Raw genomic sequence first — 15,635 nt, 5'->3', positions numbered from 1 at the left:
GCCAATCCACTTTCCGCCACGGGAAGGCGTCTTTCGGCGTTGAGAGCGGGGTTGGGAGGGCTGTTTCTGGACCACCGCCCTAGGCTTTCTCGACCCAGGACGGTGAAGATGTCCAAGACCCGCTATCCCGTGGATCGCAATGCTGCTCCGCTTAAGTGAACAGCATTACGGCAATTGCCGGGCTTTTTTCTGCCTGCGTGTTCTGGCCGTAGCCCGGATGCAATCCGGGAAAGCCCGCATGCGGTGTGGCAGGAAGCCAATTCGCTTTAGCGCAGATTCGGTTGGGCTAGCTGTAGCCTAGAGGACACAAGGCTGGCATTTGTGGGAGTGGCTTCAGCCGCGATTGGGGTTGTTTGAAGAAGCATCGCGACTGAAGTCGCTCCCACAGGAGATGTTTGCCGGATCAGCCGCCAAACATTCCCTGTCCACGGGCCATCAGGCTGGCGAGCAGCGGCAGGCAGACCAGCAACAGCAGCTCCAGGCGAATCACCATGATGGTACGGCGGGCCACGGCCGGGCTGATGTTGGGTGCCTTGCCGGCCAGCACGTCGTTGCGCCAGCTGAAAAAGGTCAGGGTCGGCAGGATCGACAGCAGGCCGATGAGGATGAACAGGCTGACCTTGGCGTGGAACAGGTAGTTGTGCAGGTAGTAGTCCAGCCCCTTGCCGAACCACAGCACACGGGCCAGGCCGGTGGCCAGCACCAGGCCGGCACAGATGCCGTAGGCGATGTCGATGCGCATCAGGCGCCTTGCGGTGGCTGCATCCAGGTCAGGCTTGAACAGTACGTGTTCGCTGGTCAGCAGGGCGAACAGCACGAAGATCGACAGGTAGTGCAGGCTGGCAGCGATGGCGTCGGCCATGGGAGCTCCTTTCCTCAGGGGGTATCCGGGGCGTGGATCGTTCTGTTGCGGCCCTGCTGCTTGGCAAGGTAGAGGGCACGGTCGGCTCGCTCCAGCAGCGCCGCCTGCGCTTCGCCGGGCATGGCCAGGGCCGTACCGATGCTGATGGTGACGGAGACCGCCTGCTGGTCGAGCTGTATGGGGGTGAGGCCAATGGATAAGCGCACACGCTCGGCAATGTGCTGCAATTCCTCCAGGTTGTGCACGCTCACCAGCGCAATGAACTCTTCTCCGCCAAGTCGTACCAGCAGGTCATCCGGGCGCAGGGCCGTGCTCATGCGCCGTGCGCTTTCCCACAGTACCCGGTCGCCTGCGGCGTGGCCGTACTGGTCGTTGATCTGCTTGAAATGGTCGAGATCGGCGTAGATCGCGCCGAGTTTCTCGCCACTATCTCGGGCACTTTGCTGTTCGCGGCCGAAGAGCTGGGCCAGGGCCGCACGATTCCACAGCTGGGTCAGCGGGTCGATCAGTGCCTTGCGCTGCTCGCGGCTGACCGCCTGGCGCAGCTTTACGGCCTGCTGACTGAGGCCGCGCAGTTGCAGGTAGCCCTCGGTCAGAGTGCCCAGGTCGCGCAGGCGCAGGCGTTCCTCCTGGCTCAGGGTACGGGGTTGCGGGTGCAGCAGGCAGAGCGTGCCGATGGCCTGGCCGTCGCGACTGTACAGCGGTTGGCCGGCGTAGAAACGGATGAAGGGGGCGCCGGTGACCACCGGGTTGTCGGCGAAGCGCGGGTCCCTGTGGGCATCCTCGATTACCAGCAGGCTATTGGCGGCCACGGCGTGGCCGCAGAAGGAAATGTCGCGGGGCGTTTCCGCCATATCCAGGCCGATGCGGGCCTTGAACCACTGGCGGTTGCGGTCGATCAGACTGATCAGCACCGTTTCCACCTGGAACAGTTCGTGGGTCAGGCGCACCAGGGTATCGAGGTACTTCTCGGCGGGGGTGTCGAGCAGTTCAAGATCATCCAGTGCCTGCTGGCGCAGGGGTTCATCATCCGGTGTAGGGGCTTTGAGCATCGGGCTCTCCAGTCGGCCGTTCGGCAATCCAGGCGTTCTGCCGTTGCAGGCGCAGGGCCTGAACGGCCAGGCACACACCTCGCATCAGCATAAAACATAGAAAGGCCAGCCACAGACCGTGATTACCCAGGTCGCGCAGCAGCCAGGCCACGGGCAGTGCCAGGAGCAGGCTGATGAGCATGGCATCGCGCATTTCGCGAGCACGGGTGGCGCCGATGAACAGGCCATCGAGCAGATAGCTCCACACCGTAATCAGCGGCAGCACGGCCAGGTAGGGCAGGTACTGGTAGGCCACCGCGCGCACGGCAGCAATATCGCTTTGCAGGTTGATGAAGATCTGCCCGCCGGCCAAGAAGGCGGCGGCGAACAGCAGGCTGGCCAGTAGCGACCAGCCGCCGGCGACCACCAGCGAGCGGCGCAACTCGTCACGCCGGCCGGCGCCGATAGCGTGGCCGCACAGGGCTTCCACCGCATGGGCCAGACCGTCGAGGGCATGCGCGGTGAGCAGCAGACCGTTGAGCAGCAGGGCGTTGGCCGCCACCGTGGCGTCACCGAGGCGGGTGCCCTGTACGGTGACCAGGAAGAACACCAGTTGCAGGGCCAGGGTGCGAATCAGAATGTCGCGATTCACCGCCAGCAAGGGGCGCCAGTTGCGCCACTGACGCAGAGCGGCGGTCGGCGTGCGACCAGGGTGCCGGCGCAGTGCGCGCCAGGCCAGCGCCAGACCGAGCAGGGCACCGCACCATTCGGCGATCACCGAGGCGCGGGCGGCCCCGAGTACGCCCCAGTCCAGGCCGAGGACGAACCACAGGTCGAGGGCGACATTCAGCAGGTTGGTGGTCAGCAGGATGGCCAGCGGTCCGCGTGCATCCTGGGTGCCCAACAGCCAGCCCACCAGCGCGTAGCAGGCCAGGGCGGCCGGCAGCCCGAGCAGGCGGGTGTGGAAGTAGTCGCGAGCCAGCTCATCGAGCGCAGCGGAGGGTTGCATCAGGCCCAGGGCCAGGTCGCTCAGCGGTACGGCCAGCAGGCCGAGTGTCAGGGCCAGACCACCGGCCAGCAGCAGCCCCTGCAGCAGGATCAGGCGCAGGGCATTGCCGTCGTCGCGGCCGCTGGCCTGGGCGGCGAAGCCGGTGGTGCCCATGCGCAGGAAGCCGAACAGCCACACCAGCAAGGTATACAGACTGCCGCCTACGGCCACTGCAGCCAGTTGATGGGCATGCGGCAGATGGCCGATCACCGCGCTGTCCACCAGGGCCACCAGCGGCACCGACAGGTTGGACAGGATCATCGGCGCGGCCAGCGCCCAGACCCGGCTGTGGGTCGGTGTGTGGCGCCAGGCCTCAAGCAGCTTGGACATGAGGGGCCTTCCGGTAAAAGCGCGAAGTATAAGAGTGACGGGCAGCTGCCGTCCGTCGCTTTACGCCTGTGTGCCTTCAGATGGCGAAGGCCGGGCCGACTACATGGGAGTGACGGGGCTATGGTTGGTGTGATTGTGTGCATTTAAGTGACAATTTTGTGACTTTTATGTGCTTATTTTGGTCGCAAATTTTTGTGCGAAGGCTCTGGAAGCCGATCCAGAGCCTTTTGTGCGCTGGTGTATTCCTTGCTTGCGCATCCACGGGAGTCCGTGAGGCTCCCTGGTCCTGCGGCATAACAACAATGAGGTGGCACGCATGCAGTTCTGGCAGCGCAGTATCGGCTGGCAATTGATCCTCAGCATGGGCGCGGCGCTGGTCGTCAGCGTCCTGCTGGTGATCTTCATCTATTCCGGCGTGGCCAACCGTCAGGTCGAGCGCTATCTGGTCAACGGCGAGCTGCCTGCGCGGGTGGAGGCGGTGCGCAACGACCTGGAGCGGGTGCTGGCCACACCGCTGGAGCAGGCCCGTGGTATTGCCGGCAACAGCCTGGTGGCCGACTGGCTGGCGGCCGGCGAAGACCCGGCCCAGTTGGAGGCCATGAGCCGCTATCTGCAGCAGGAGAAGCTGGCCGGCGGCGCCCTGAGCACCTTTATCGTGGCCCTGCAGTCCGGCAACTACATCACCAACGAAGGGCTCGACCGCACCCTGACCCGTGGCCCGGACAGCGCCTGGTTCTACGGTTTCGTCGACAGCGGCAAGCAGCGCTCGCTGGATATCGATGTCGACAGCAGCACCAAAGTGCCCACCCTGTTCATCAACCAGCGTATCGAGGCCGGCGGCAAGACACTCGGCGTCGGCGGTCTGGGCCTGGGCCTGGGGGCCATGTCCGAGCTGATCAGCGGCTTCCGCCTCGGTGAGTCGGGGCGGGTCTACCTGGTGGACGCGAGCGGCAAGGTCAAGGTGCATCCGGACGCCACGCTCAGCGACCAGAGCAGCCTCAGCCAGCTGGTGGGCAACGAGGCCGCGACCGGCTTGGTCGATCAGCCCGGCCAGACCCAGCATTTCGAGCGCGACGGCGAGGGCTTCCTGGCCATGGCGCTGCCGCTCAAGTCCATCGACTGGCGCCTGGTTGCCGAGATTCCCGAGCAGCAGGTCTATGGCGAGGCGCGCCAGGCCCTGCTGACCACCGCGTTGATCGGCCTGGCGGTGATCGTGCTGTCGCTCGGCCTGGTGGTGCTGCTGGCGCGTGGCCTGGTGCGACCGATCCAGCGGGTCACCGAGGCGCTGGTGGAGATCGGCGGTGGTGGCGGCGACCTGACCCGGCGTCTGGACGAGTCCCGCCGTGATGAACTGGGCGATCTGGCCCGGGGCTTCAACCGCTTTCTCGAAGGCCAGCGCCAGCTGATCGGCGAGGTGTTGGCCACCAGCGAGCGCCTGCGCAGCTCGGTGGCCCAGGTGGCCCAGGTGGTGGACAACACCGCGCAGCGCGCCGACCGCCAGCAGGAAATGACCAACATGGTGGCCACCGCCGTGCACGAGATGGGCCTGACCGTGCAGGAAATCGCCCGTAACGCCGGTTCGGCCGCCGAGGTGTCGCAGAATGCTCGCGATCAGGCCACGGCGGCGCGTACCGAGGTCGGTGGCTCCATCGCCCATATCCAGAAGATGTCTGGCGAGATTGGCAACGCTGCCGAGGCGGTCGGGGAGCTGGCGGCGGAAGTGGCGTCCATCGACCAGGTACTGGCGGTGATCCGTGGCATCGCCGAGCAGACCAACCTGCTCGCGCTCAACGCGGCCATCGAGGCGGCACGGGCCGGCGAGATGGGCCGTGGTTTCGCCGTGGTGGCCGACGAGGTGCGCACCCTGGCCAGTCGCACGCAGAACTCCACCGCCGAGATCCAGCAGATGATCCAGCGCCTGAAGCAGGGCGCCGAGGCAGCCGTCAGCTCGATGCAGGGCGGCCAGCAGGCCACCGGTGTTGGTGTGCAGGCCAGCGAGAGCACCGGGCGGGCGCTGGAGAGCATCGCCGATCAGGTCGAGCGGCTGAGCGACATGAACACCCAAGTTGCCGCCGCCACCGAGGAGCAGAGCTCGGTGACCGAGGAGATCAATCGCAACGTGCAGGGCATTGCCGACCTGGCCCAGCAGACCGTCGGCGAAGTGCAGAGCTGCAACGAGGACTGCCGCACCCTCAACCGCCTGGCCGACGATCTGGCGCGGCAGATGGGCAGCTTCCGCCTCTGACGCCGGCATAAACACGCGACCGTCGCACGGCAACGCGGCGGTCGCTCGGCTATATTGCTCGCTTCTCTGCCACAGATGCGCGAGTTCTCCATGTCGTACAAAGGATTGTTACTGGCTGCCACGCTCACCCTGCTGAGCGCCTGCGACTCTTCAACTCCCGAACAGACCAACCCGACCAGCCCGTCCGCCGCTGCGCAAGACGCTGCCCGCCCGGCGCTGGACGAAGCGGCGCTGGCCAAGCGTTACGCCGGCCGCGAGCTCAGCGTGGCGGATGTTTCGGAAGTCCAGCTCGACGGCGCCAGCACCCTGGCGGTGACCTTCAGTGTGCCGCTGCAGGCGGATCAGGATTTCGCCGCCAAGCTGCACCTGGTCGATCGCAAGAGCGGCAAGGTGGACGGTGCCTGGGAGCTGTCCGACAACCAGATGGAGCTGCGCCTGCGTCACCTGGAGCCCAAGCGCAAGCTGGTGCTGACCATCGAACGCGGCCTGCGTGCCGTCAACGGCAGCGAGCTGGCCCGCGAATACAGCGCCAGCGTCGATACCCGCGACCTGCAGCCCACCGTCGGTTTCGCCAGTCGCGGCTCGCTGTTGCCGACCCGCCTGGCCGAAGGTCTGCCGGTGATCGCGCTGAACGTCGACAAGGTCAATGTCGAGTTCTTCCGCATCAAGCAGGAAGCACTGCCGCATTTCCTCTCCCAGTGGGGGCGTGGGGCCAACCTGGACACCTGGGAAGCCCGCGAGCTGCTGCCCATGGCCGAGCTGGTCTACGGCGGCCGCTTCGACCTCAACCCGGCGCGCAACACTCGCGAGACCCTGCTGCTGCCGATTGCCGGCCTGGAACCCTTCAAGCAGCCCGGCGTGTACCTGGCGGTCATGCGCGAGGCCGGCACCTACAGCTATTCGCAGCCGGCGACCCTGTTCACCCTGAGCGACATCGGCCTGTCCGTGCACCGTTACCACGGGCGCCTGGATGCGTTCGCTCAGGCGCTGGAAGGCGGCAAGGCGCTGGAAGGCGTGGAGCTGGAGCTGCTCGGCGACAAGGGTCAACTGCTGGCCAGCGGCAAGACCGATGCTGCCGGCCATGCCGAGCTGCCGCTGCCGGACAAGGCCAGCCTGCTGCTGGCACGCCAGGGCGAGCAGACCAGCCTGCTCAACCTGAATGGGCCGGCCCTGGATCTGGCCGAGTTCGATATCACTGGGCCGCAGGCCAACCCACTGCAGCTGTTCGTGTTCGGCCCGCGCGATCTCTATCGCCCGGGCGAGACGGTACTGCTCAATGCGCTGCTGCGGGACGCCGACGGCCATGCGGTGAAGCCGCAGCCGGTGAATGTCGAGGTGCGCCGGCCGGACGAGCAGATCAGTCGCAAGTTCGTCTGGCAGCCGGACGAGCACGGCCTGTACCAGTACCAGTTGCAGCTGGCGGCCGAGGCGCCGACCGGGCGCTGGCAGCTGCTGCTCGACTTTGGCAACGGCCACAAGCAGCTCTACGAGTTTTTGGTCGAAGACTTCCTGCCCGAGCGCCTGGCCCTGGAGCTGAAGGGTCGCGAGATGCCTATCGCGCCGAGCGACGAGGCGCAGTTCCAGGTCGAAGGCCGTTACCTCTACGGCGCACCGGCCTCCGGCAATCGCCTCACCGGCCAGCTCTACGTGCGCCCGCTGCGTGAGGCGGTCAAGGCACTGCCCGGCTACCAGTTCGGCTCGCTGACCGAAGAAGAACTGAGCCAGGATCAGGAACTGGAGGAAATCACCCTGGATGCCCAGGGCAAGGCCGTGGTGCAGCCGGAGAACCGCTGGGCCGAGGCCAAGTCGCCGCTGCAGCTGATTCTCCAGGCCAGCCTGCAGGAGTCCGGCGGCCGCCCGATCACCCGGCGTCTGGTGCAGCCGGTATGGCCGGCCGCGCAGCTGCCGGGCATTCGCGGTCTGTTCGACGGCGAGGCCGTGGATGGTGACGGCCTGGCCGAGTTCGAAGTGCTGCTGGCCGACCCGCAGGGCAACAAGCTGGCCAGCAATAACCTGCAGGTGCGCCTGATCCGCGAGCGCCGTGACTATTACTGGAGCTTCTCCGACAGCGATGGCTGGAGCTATCACTACAACGAGAAGTTTCTCAACCTGGGCGAGGAGGGCATCAAGGTCGCCGCCGGCGGCACCGCCAAGGTCAGCTTCCCGGTGGAGTGGGGCCCCTACCGTGTCGAGGTGATCGATCCGTCCACCGGGCTGCTCAGCAGCCTGCGTTTCTGGGCCGGCTACTCCTGGCAGGACAACAGCGAGGGCGGCGCGGTACGCCCGGATCAGGTCAAGCTGGCGCTGGACAAGCCGGCCTACAGCGCGGGTGAAACGGCCAAGGTCAGCGTCACACCGCCCAGCGCCGGCAGCGGTTATCTGCTGGTAGAGTCGCGCGACGGCCCGCTGTGGTGGCAGGAAATCGAGGTGCCGGCCGAAGGCGCCAGCTTCGACATTCCCCTGGCCAAGGACTGGGCACGCCACGATCTTTACGTCAGCGCCCTGGTGATCCGCCCCGGCGAGCGCAAGGCCGGGGCCACGCCCAAGCGCGCCGTCGGCCTGCTGCACCTGCCGTTCGACCGCGCGCCGCGCAAGCTGCAGGTCAGTCTCACCGCACCGGAGAAGATGCGTCCGCAGCAGCCGCTCAAGGTTCATGTGCAGGCGCGCAACGCCGATGGCAGTGTGCCCCAGCAGGCGCGTGTGCTGGTGGCGGCGGTGGATGTCGGCATCCTCAATATCACCGAATACAAAACGCCGGACCCGTTCGCCGAGCTGTTCGCGCGCAAGGCCTATGGTGCCGATCAGCTGGATGTCTACGGTCAGTTGATCGAGGCTGGCCAGGGGCGTCTGGCCTCGCTGGCCTTCGGTGGTGATGCGGCGCTGGCCAAGGGCGGCAAGCGCCCGGACACCAGCATCACCATCGTCGCGCTACAGAGCCTGCCGCTAACCCTGGACGACAAGGGTGAGGGCGAGGTCAGCCTGGACATTCCCGACTTCAATGGCGAGCTGCGCCTGATGGCCCAGGCCTGGACCGATGAACGCTACGGCATGGGCGAGGCCAAGACGGTGGTCGCCGCGCCGCTGGTGGCGGAGCTGTCGGCGCCGCGCTTCCTCGCCGGTGGCGATGAGACCCGCGTGGCGCTGGATTTGAGCAACCTGTCCGGTGCCAGCCAGAAGCTTGATGTGCAGGTCGAGACTGACGGCCAGCTCAGCCTGGCCGAGACGCCCGGCGGCTACACCGTGCCGATCCAGCTCGACCAGGGCCAGCGCACCACGCTGCGCATTCCGGTGCGTGCCGCCGGCGGTTATGGCAGCGGTATCGTGCGGGTCAAGGTCAGCGGGCTCAGCCTGCCGGGCGAGACCCTGGACGCCTTCAGCCGCGAATGGCGCATCGGCGTGCGCTCGGCCTGGCCGGCGCAGACCCGCCTGCTGCGCAGTGTATTGCAGGGTGACAGCTGGCAACTGCCGCCCGGCACCCTGGCTGACTTCGAGCCAGCCGGTCGCGAGGCGCTGCTCAGCGTGTCCAGTCGTCCGCCGCTGAACCTGGCCGAGCAGATTCGCGCGCTCAAGGCCTATCCCTATGGCTGCCTGGAGCAGACCACCAGTGGTCTGTATCCCTCGCTCTACGCCGACAGTGCGACCCTCGAACGCCTGGGCCTGGACGGCGAGCCTGATGATACGCGCCGCCGTGCCATCGAGATCGGCATCGAGCGCCTGCTGGGCATGCAGCGCTACAACGGCAGCTTCGGCCTGTGGGGTGCCGACGCTGACGAGGAGTACTGGCTGACCGCCTATGTCACCGACTTCCTGCTGCGCGCCCGCGAGCAAGGCTTCGCCGTACCGTCGCCAGCGCTGGAGAAGGCCAGCCAGCGCTTGCTGCGCTACTTGCAGGACCGCCAGCTGATCGATCCGGGCTACAGCGAAAACCTCGACCACACCCGGTTCGCCGTGCAGGCCTATGCCGGCCTGGTGCTGGCGCGCAGCCTGCAGGCGCCGCTGGGCAGCCTGCGTGCACTGTATGAGCGCCGCGAAGACGCCAAGTCCGGCCTGCCGCTGGTGCAGCTGGCCGTGGCCCTGCAGAAGATGGGCGACAAGCCGCGTGCCGATCAGGCGCTGGCCCTGGGGCTAGGGCTGGGACGCAGCCGCAAGGAATGGCTGGCCGATTACGGCAGCCCGCTGCGCGATCAGGCGCTGATCTACGCCCTGCTGGAGGAGAATGACCTGGCACCCGCATCGCGTGACACCCTGCTGTTCGAGCTGGCCGAGGAGCGTACGCAGCAGCGCTATTGGTCGACCCAGGAACGCAATGCCTTGTTCCTCGCCGGGCGAGGCCTGATCAAGCAGCCGGAGCAGGCCTGGACGGCAGCGCTGGAAGTGGCCGGGCACACCCGTGAACTGAGCAATGGCCAGGGCGCGGTGCGTCTAGACGGCGCCGGCCTGTCCGAGCCACTGAGCCTGAGCAGCGGCTTTGACGGCAAGCTGTACCAGCAGCTGACCATCTCCGGCTATCCGACCCAGGCCCCGGCCCCCAGCGGCAATAACCTGAGCATCGAGCGTGGCTATTACGACCTGAGCGGCAACGCGCTCGATCTGAGCGACTTGCGCAGTGGCCAGCTGGTGCTGGTGCACCTGGCGGTACGCGCCGAGGAACGGGTGCCGGATGCCCTGGTGGTCGACCTGCTGCCGGCCGGTCTGGAGCTGGAAAACCAGAACCTGGCGCAGAGCGCCGCGAGCCTGGAGGATGCGGGCGGTGCGTTGAAGGACTGGCTCAAGGCCATGCAGAACGCCCCGATCAAACATCAGGAGTTCCGTGACGATCGTTTCGTGGCCGCGGTGGATGTGAACAGCTATGACTCCACCCACCTGCTGTACCTGGCCCGTGCCGTCACCCCCGGCACCTACCGCGTGCCGCCGCCGCAGGTGGAGTCGATGTACCGCCCGGCCTGGAATGCGCTGGGGGCTACGCCGGCGCAGTTGGTGGTGAGGGAGCGCTGAACGATCCTGCTTCCCGGATTGCATCCGGGCTATGGCTAGGCGCTCGTGGTGTAAACCGGACATGGAGGTCTGGTCTATGGTCAGTTACCGGCGCGCTCGGGTTGCGGGCGCCTGCTATTTCTTGACGTTGACTCTGCAGGATCGAACCCGCGAGTGGTTGGTGCAGCACAGTGATGCGCTGCGCGAGGCGCTAAGACAGGTCATCTTTGAGCGGCCATGCAGAGTGCCGGCAGCCGTGGTGCTGCCCGATCACCTGCATCTGCTGATGCTGCTGCCGGAAGGTGATGTCGATTACTCATCCAGGGTCCGTTATTTCAAGTCGTTTTTTGTGCAAGCCCTGCGTGACAAGGGCGTGCCAGTGACGCTGAATGAGAAAGGCGAGGCCAATGTCTGGCAGCGGCGCTTCTGGGAGCATCTAATACGCGATGAGGTGGATTTCGCTGCACATGTGGATTACATCCATGCCAACCCGCTCAAGCATGGCTTGGTAGGCCGGGTGCGCGACTGGCCGTTGTCCAGTTTTCATCGCTATGTAGCGCGGGGAATTGTGCCGGTTGACTGGTGTGGAAGTGGCGCTGGATACATAGGGCGTGCGGGGGAGTGAGTCTGTGCAGAGCCTGTCAGGCCGTAGCCCGGATGAAAACCGGGAACGGAGTTGCTAGTTTCCCGGATTTCATCCGGGCTACGGCAACCTTGAGTGGGCCTCAACTTACAACCAACCCTAGCAACCACAACCCCAGCAACCCATAGATCACCATGCGCACGAAAGCCTTGCGCATGCCGGCGCGCACGGCGGCGTAGAGCAGGAGCAGGCCGCAGACCATGGCGACGATGCTGAGCAGGCCGACATCGGTGCCCAGCGCCGAGGCCAGGCCGTTGAGGAAGCTGCGGCCGACATCGGCGAACAGGCCGAAGAAGCCGCTGAGGGCTTCGACGATAAAGCGGATCAGGGTGCCGAGGGCGTGGCCCAGCCATTCGAAGAAGTCTTGGATCAAGGTATGGATATCCACAGCGGCATGAACAATTGCCGCGCAGCATGCCATAGCCGGCGCCGCTCGCGCAGCGAGGCGTGGCGATGAAGCCGGTCTTGCCTGGGCGACGCGTCTTGACCCTGTTGCTCCTGCCGCTGCTGCTCGTGTGGTTGGCAGATCGACTGTTTCCGCTGCCTCTGCCCGAGGACGGCCTGGCCCGTGTGGTGCTGGCCGAAGACGGCACGCCGTTGTGGCGTTTCGCTGACGCCGAGGGGGTGTGGCGCTATCCGGTGAAGGTGCAGGACGTCTCGCCCTTTTACCTGGAGGCGCTGCTGACCTATGAGGATCGCTGGTTTTACCAGCATCCGGGCGTCAACCCGCTGGCCCTGGCGCGGGCCGCCTGGCAAAACCTGAGTAGCGGGCGGGTGCTGTCGGGTGGCAGCACCCTGTCGATGCAGGTGGCGCGCCTGCTCGACCCGCATGCGCGTTCGTTGCCCGGCAAGCTCAAGCAGCTGTGGCGCACGCTGCAGCTGGAGTGGCACCTGTCCAAGGATGAGATTCTCACCCTGTACCTCAACCGCGCACCCTTTGGCGGTACCTTGCAGGGCGTGGCGGCGGCCAGTTGGGCCTACCTGGGCAAGTCGCCGATGCAGCTGACCCGCGCCGAGGCTGCCCTGCTCGCCGTGCTGCCGCAGGCGCCCAGTCGGTTGCGCCCGGATCGTCATGCGCAGCGGGCGCAGGTGGCGCGGGACAAGGTGCTGCAGCGCCTCGCCCAGTTTCAGGTCTGGCCGCAGCGCGCGGTGGACGAGGCGCTACAGGAGCCGGTGCTGCTGGCGCCACGCCAGGAGCCGAGCCTGGCGCCGCTGCTGGCGCGGCGGTTGAACCGTCCCGACAGCCCTCCACTGATCCGCACTACCCTGGATGCCGCCCTGCAACGGCGTCTGGAGGGTCTGCTGCTGGGCTGGCGTGTGCGTCTGCCGGAGCACACCTCGGCGGCGATTCTGGTGGTCGAGCACGAGAACATGGCGGTGCGTGCCTATCTCGGCTCGCCGGATATTGGCGATGCCCGCCGCTTTGGCCATGTCGACATGGTGCGCGCCCTGCGTTCACCAGGTTCGACCCTCAAGCCCTTCCTCTACGGCCTGGCTCTGGATGCCGGATTGATCCATTCCGAGTCCCTCCTGCAGGACGTGCCGCGCCGCTATGGCGACTACCGTCCCGGCAACTTTGCCGCTGGCTTTACCGGCCCGGTCTCGGCCAGCGAGGCGCTGGCTACTTCGCTCAACCTGCCGGCGGTACAGCTGCTGGAGGCCTATGGACCGAAACGCTTCGCCGGCGAACTGCGCGGTGCCGGCGTGCCGTTGGCACTGCCGAGCGGCGCCGAGCCGAACCTGGCGCTGATCCTCGGCGGCGCGGGCAGCCGTCTGGAGGAGCTGGTCGCCGGTTATGCCGCCTTTGCCCGCGCAGGCATGGCGGCGCGGCCGCGCCTGCAGCCGGATGAGGCCCTGCGCGAGCGGCGCCTGTTGTCGCCCGGCGCGGCCTGGATCGTGCGGCGCATCCTCGCCGGGCAGGCGCGGGCGGATCGCGACCCAAGGGCCGAGTTGGTCCAGCGCCCGGTGCTGGCCTGGAAGACCGGTACCAGCTATGGCTTTCGTGATGCCTGGGCCATCGGTGTCGGCCCGCGGCACCTGATCGGAGTGTGGATCGGCCGTCCCGACGGCACCCCGGTGCCTGGCCAGTTCGGCCTGGCCTCGGCTGCGCCGCTGCTGCTGCAGGTGCACGATCTGCTGGTCAACCGTGACCAGCAACGCGGTCTGCAAGCGCCCGTGCAGCCTGTGCCGGACAGTATTGGTGTGGCGGCCATCTGCTGGCCGCTGGGCCAGGAGCTGGCCCGTGACGATCCCAATTGCCGGCGCCAGCGCTTTGCCTGGACGCTGGCCGGCACTGTGCCGCCCACCTTGCAGGCACAGGATCAACCGCTGGGCCTTGGCCTGCTGCAGCCCCTCTGGCTGGATCAAGCCGGGCTGCGCGTGAGTGCGGGATGTGCGGGGGCTCATGAAGCGCAAATGGCGTTGTGGCCGGCGCCGCTGGAGCCTTGGTTGCCCCGCCGCGAACGGCGTGCGGCACGCCTGCCGCAGGCATCCACGACCTGCCCGCCGAGTCTGCCGCCGGCGGCTGCTCCGCTGTCCATCGTCGGTGTGCGCGAGGGCGACCGCTTGCGGCGGCCTTCGGGCAGTAGCGAGTCGCTGCGCCTGCAGCTATCGGCACTTGGGGGCAGCGGGCCGCGCTGGTGGTTCCTCAATGGCGAGCCAGTGGCCGAGAGTCAGCCGGGAGAAGGGATCGAGCAGCGCCTGGAAACCGCCGGGCTTTATCAGCTCAGTCTGCTCGACCAGAGCGGGAGCACGGCGCGGGTGGAGTTTCGTGTGGAGGACTGAGGCGGGGGCTGCTCTGCAGTGTCTAGTCGAGGGCCAGCGTCAGGCGGTCACGCCCGTCGCTCTTGGCACGGTAGAGCGCATCGTCGACGCGTTTGAAGAAGGCCTCGGCGCTGGCATCGCGCAGCGGCTCCAGGCAACCCACGCCGACACTGGTGGTCAGCGGCAGCTTGTGGCCGTCCAACTCGAAGCCTTGTTCGGCCAACTCGCGACGGAAGCGTTCGGCCATTTCGTGGGCCTGGCTTAGCGGCGTATCCGGCATCAGTACGCCGAACTCCTCGCCGCCCAGGCGCAGCAGTACATCGCTGTCGCGGCGGAACACCAGGCGCATGTGTTCGGCAAAGGCTTGCAGGCAGGCATCGCCATTGGCGTGGCCATGCTGGTCGTTGATGCGCTTGAAGAAATCGATATCCAGCAGCACCAGTGACAAGGGGCTGCCCTGGCGGCGAGCGGTGGCGACCATGGCACTGAACAGTGCGTTGAACTGCAGGCGGTTGCCCAGTTGCGTCAGGCTGTCGGTACGGCTGAGGCGGTCGTACAGCTCGCGTTGCTCCAGCAGCTGCTGCTCCAGGTGCAGGGTGGCCTGGTATTCCCGATGGCTGCGGCTCAGGGCCAGCAGCAGGTAGCCGAGGTAGAAGAGCAGGGTGATCAGCACGGCCTCCTGCTGCGCCCAGTTCAGCGCCAGTACCGTCAGGCCGGGCAGGTAAAGCAGCAGCATGGCCAGCATGCAGCGGTGCTTGCGCATGGGGAAGTTGAAGGCCATGGCTGTGCTGAAGGCGATGGTGCTGAGCGTGGCGATCATGCGCGAGGGCTCGAAGGCCGGTTGCCACAAGGCATAGGCGTGTACCAGTCCCCAGCCCAGGCTGGTGAGCTGGAGCAGCTGCCAGTGACGGTCGATCCAGCGCTGCAGGCCGGGGGTGTCCTCCTGGCCCGGCGGCTGGTGCAGCCAGCGCAGCAGCATCAGCACGCCGAAGAACAGGGTGCCGCCCAGGCCCAGCAGCGCAGCGCTATCGATGCTGAAGGCCCAGCTCAGCAGCCAGGCCAGCAAATAGAAGATACCGCCCAGGCGGGTGCGGACTTTGATGTCCTGGCTTTCGCGCCAGAGGGCGAAGCTGTCGGTGCGGTACAGGCGTGAGTAGAGAGCCATGTGCTGTGATCACAAATGCGGCCAGATCAGCAGCATAGCCCTGCCGAGGGGGTGGATGGAAGCAAAGTGCCACTAATTCGTCGCGGGCTCAGCCGCGACGAATCAGCCAGACCCCGCCAATGATCAGTGCCAGGCCGGCGGCCTTACCCAGGGTAATGGGGGCTTCGCGAAAGCCGGCCCAGCCGTTATGGTCGAGCAACAGGGCCATGCCCAACTGGCCGGCCAGAACCAGCACCATGAAAAGCAGCGCGCCGATGCGTGGGCCGGCAAAGGCTGCCGTGGTGATGAAGACGGCGCCCAGCAGCCCGCCGCTCCAGTGCCACCAGCTCAGGCTCTTGAAGGCGGCGATGGCGGGAACCTCACGATTGGCCATGACCACCAGCAGCAGGGCCACGCTGCCGACAAGGAAGGACACCAGGGCGGCGGCCATGAAGCTGGAGAGCTGCTTGGCCAGCTGGCCGTTGATGCCGGCCTGCAGCGGCAGAGCGGCACCGGCGAGCAGGGGCAGGGCGAGTAGCAACCAGTGGGGCATGGTCGTCTCCGGGGTGCGGGCGGGGCGCCATTATGCCCGCAA

At 66.7% G+C, this 15,635-nt stretch carries 10 protein-coding genes and 2 pseudogenes; 6 read left to right on the top strand and 6 right to left on the bottom strand.

All coding sequences use genetic code 11. From position 1 onward, the window contains the following. Window positions 1-159 (top strand): annotated as a pseudogene (locus ACF8C6_RS04425) (IS4 family transposase); the annotation flags it as partial. Window positions 160-403: 244 nt separating this feature from the next. Here the strand turns inward: ACF8C6_RS04425 and ACF8C6_RS04420 are convergent. The 3 genes from ACF8C6_RS04420 to ACF8C6_RS04410 are packed head-to-tail and all read right to left on the bottom strand — an operon-like array spanning window position 404 to window position 3,271. Then, window positions 404-862 (bottom strand): DUF2214 family protein, encoded by a 459-nt coding sequence (locus ACF8C6_RS04420; RefSeq protein WP_392498168.1) that lies wholly within the window; start codon window positions 860-862, stop codon window positions 404-406. Between the two features lie 14 nt (window positions 863-876). Continuing rightward, on the bottom strand, window positions 877-1,914 hold the full coding sequence (locus ACF8C6_RS04415) for a diguanylate cyclase (RefSeq protein ID WP_392498167.1): 1,038 nt from the start codon (window positions 1,912-1,914) through the stop codon (window positions 877-879). After that, a complete protein-coding gene (locus tag ACF8C6_RS04410; protein ID WP_392498166.1) occupies window positions 1,889-3,271 on the bottom strand; it encodes an MATE family efflux transporter in 1,383 nt (460 codons plus the stop codon). Before ACF8C6_RS04410 ends, ACF8C6_RS04415 begins: the two co-directional genes overlap by 26 nt. Window positions 3,272-3,587: 316 nt before the next feature. Here ACF8C6_RS04410 and ACF8C6_RS04405 point away from each other — a divergent pair. The 4 genes and pseudogenes from ACF8C6_RS04405 to ACF8C6_RS04390 all read left to right on the top strand — a co-directional run. Next, window positions 3,588-4,649: pseudogene (locus ACF8C6_RS04405) on the top strand (cache domain-containing protein); the annotation flags it as partial. A 129-nt stretch (window positions 4,650-4,778) separates the two neighbouring features. Next, complete coding sequence (locus ACF8C6_RS04400) at window positions 4,779-5,516, top strand: methyl-accepting chemotaxis protein (RefSeq protein ID WP_392498184.1); 738 nt, start codon at window positions 4,779-4,781, stop codon at window positions 5,514-5,516. Between the two features lie 90 nt (window positions 5,517-5,606). Next, complete coding sequence (locus ACF8C6_RS04395) at window positions 5,607-10,511, top strand: alpha-2-macroglobulin (protein ID WP_392498165.1); 4,905 nt, start codon at window positions 5,607-5,609, stop codon at window positions 10,509-10,511. A 76-nt stretch (window positions 10,512-10,587) separates the two neighbouring features. Then, on the top strand, window positions 10,588-11,115 hold the full coding sequence (locus tag ACF8C6_RS04390; RefSeq protein ID WP_392498164.1) for a transposase: 528 nt from the start codon (window positions 10,588-10,590) through the stop codon (window positions 11,113-11,115). 100 nt (window positions 11,116-11,215) lie between these two features. Here the strand turns inward: ACF8C6_RS04390 and ACF8C6_RS04385 are convergent, their stop codons facing one another. Further along, the gene (locus tag ACF8C6_RS04385) at window positions 11,216-11,554 is read right to left on the bottom strand and encodes a hypothetical protein (RefSeq protein ID WP_392498163.1); all 339 of its coding nucleotides are present in this window, start codon (window positions 11,552-11,554) and stop codon (window positions 11,216-11,218) included. Window positions 11,555-11,586: 32 nt separating this feature from the next. On the opposite strand from ACF8C6_RS04385, the gene pbpC reads away from it, so the two are divergent. Continuing rightward, window positions 11,587-13,917 carry a peptidoglycan glycosyltransferase PbpC gene (gene pbpC, locus ACF8C6_RS04380; RefSeq protein ID WP_392498162.1) on the top strand — a complete coding sequence of 777 codons (2,331 nt, stop codon included), beginning with the start codon at window positions 11,587-11,589 and terminating at the stop codon, window positions 13,915-13,917. Between the two features lie 22 nt (window positions 13,918-13,939). Here pbpC and ACF8C6_RS04375 read toward each other — a convergent pair whose 3' ends face one another. Both ACF8C6_RS04375 and ACF8C6_RS04370 read right to left on the bottom strand, forming a co-directional pair. Continuing rightward, complete coding sequence (locus ACF8C6_RS04375; protein ID WP_392498161.1) at window positions 13,940-15,061, bottom strand: GGDEF domain-containing protein; 1,122 nt, start codon at window positions 15,059-15,061, stop codon at window positions 13,940-13,942. Window positions 15,062-15,149: 88 nt separating this feature from the next. Continuing rightward, window positions 15,150-15,593: a DMT family transporter gene (locus tag ACF8C6_RS04370; protein ID WP_392498160.1), complete on the bottom strand. Its 444-nt coding sequence runs from the start codon at window positions 15,591-15,593 to the stop codon at window positions 15,150-15,152. Window positions 15,594-15,635: the final 42 nt, after the last annotated feature.

It is taken from the genome of Pseudomonas sp. zbq_18 (assembly GCF_043102245.1).
In the GTDB taxonomy this organism is placed as follows: domain Bacteria; phylum Pseudomonadota; class Gammaproteobacteria; order Pseudomonadales; family Pseudomonadaceae; genus Aquipseudomonas.
The sequence above is the reverse complement of the archived record's forward strand: the minus strand, read 5'-3'. Positions and strand labels throughout refer to the sequence as shown.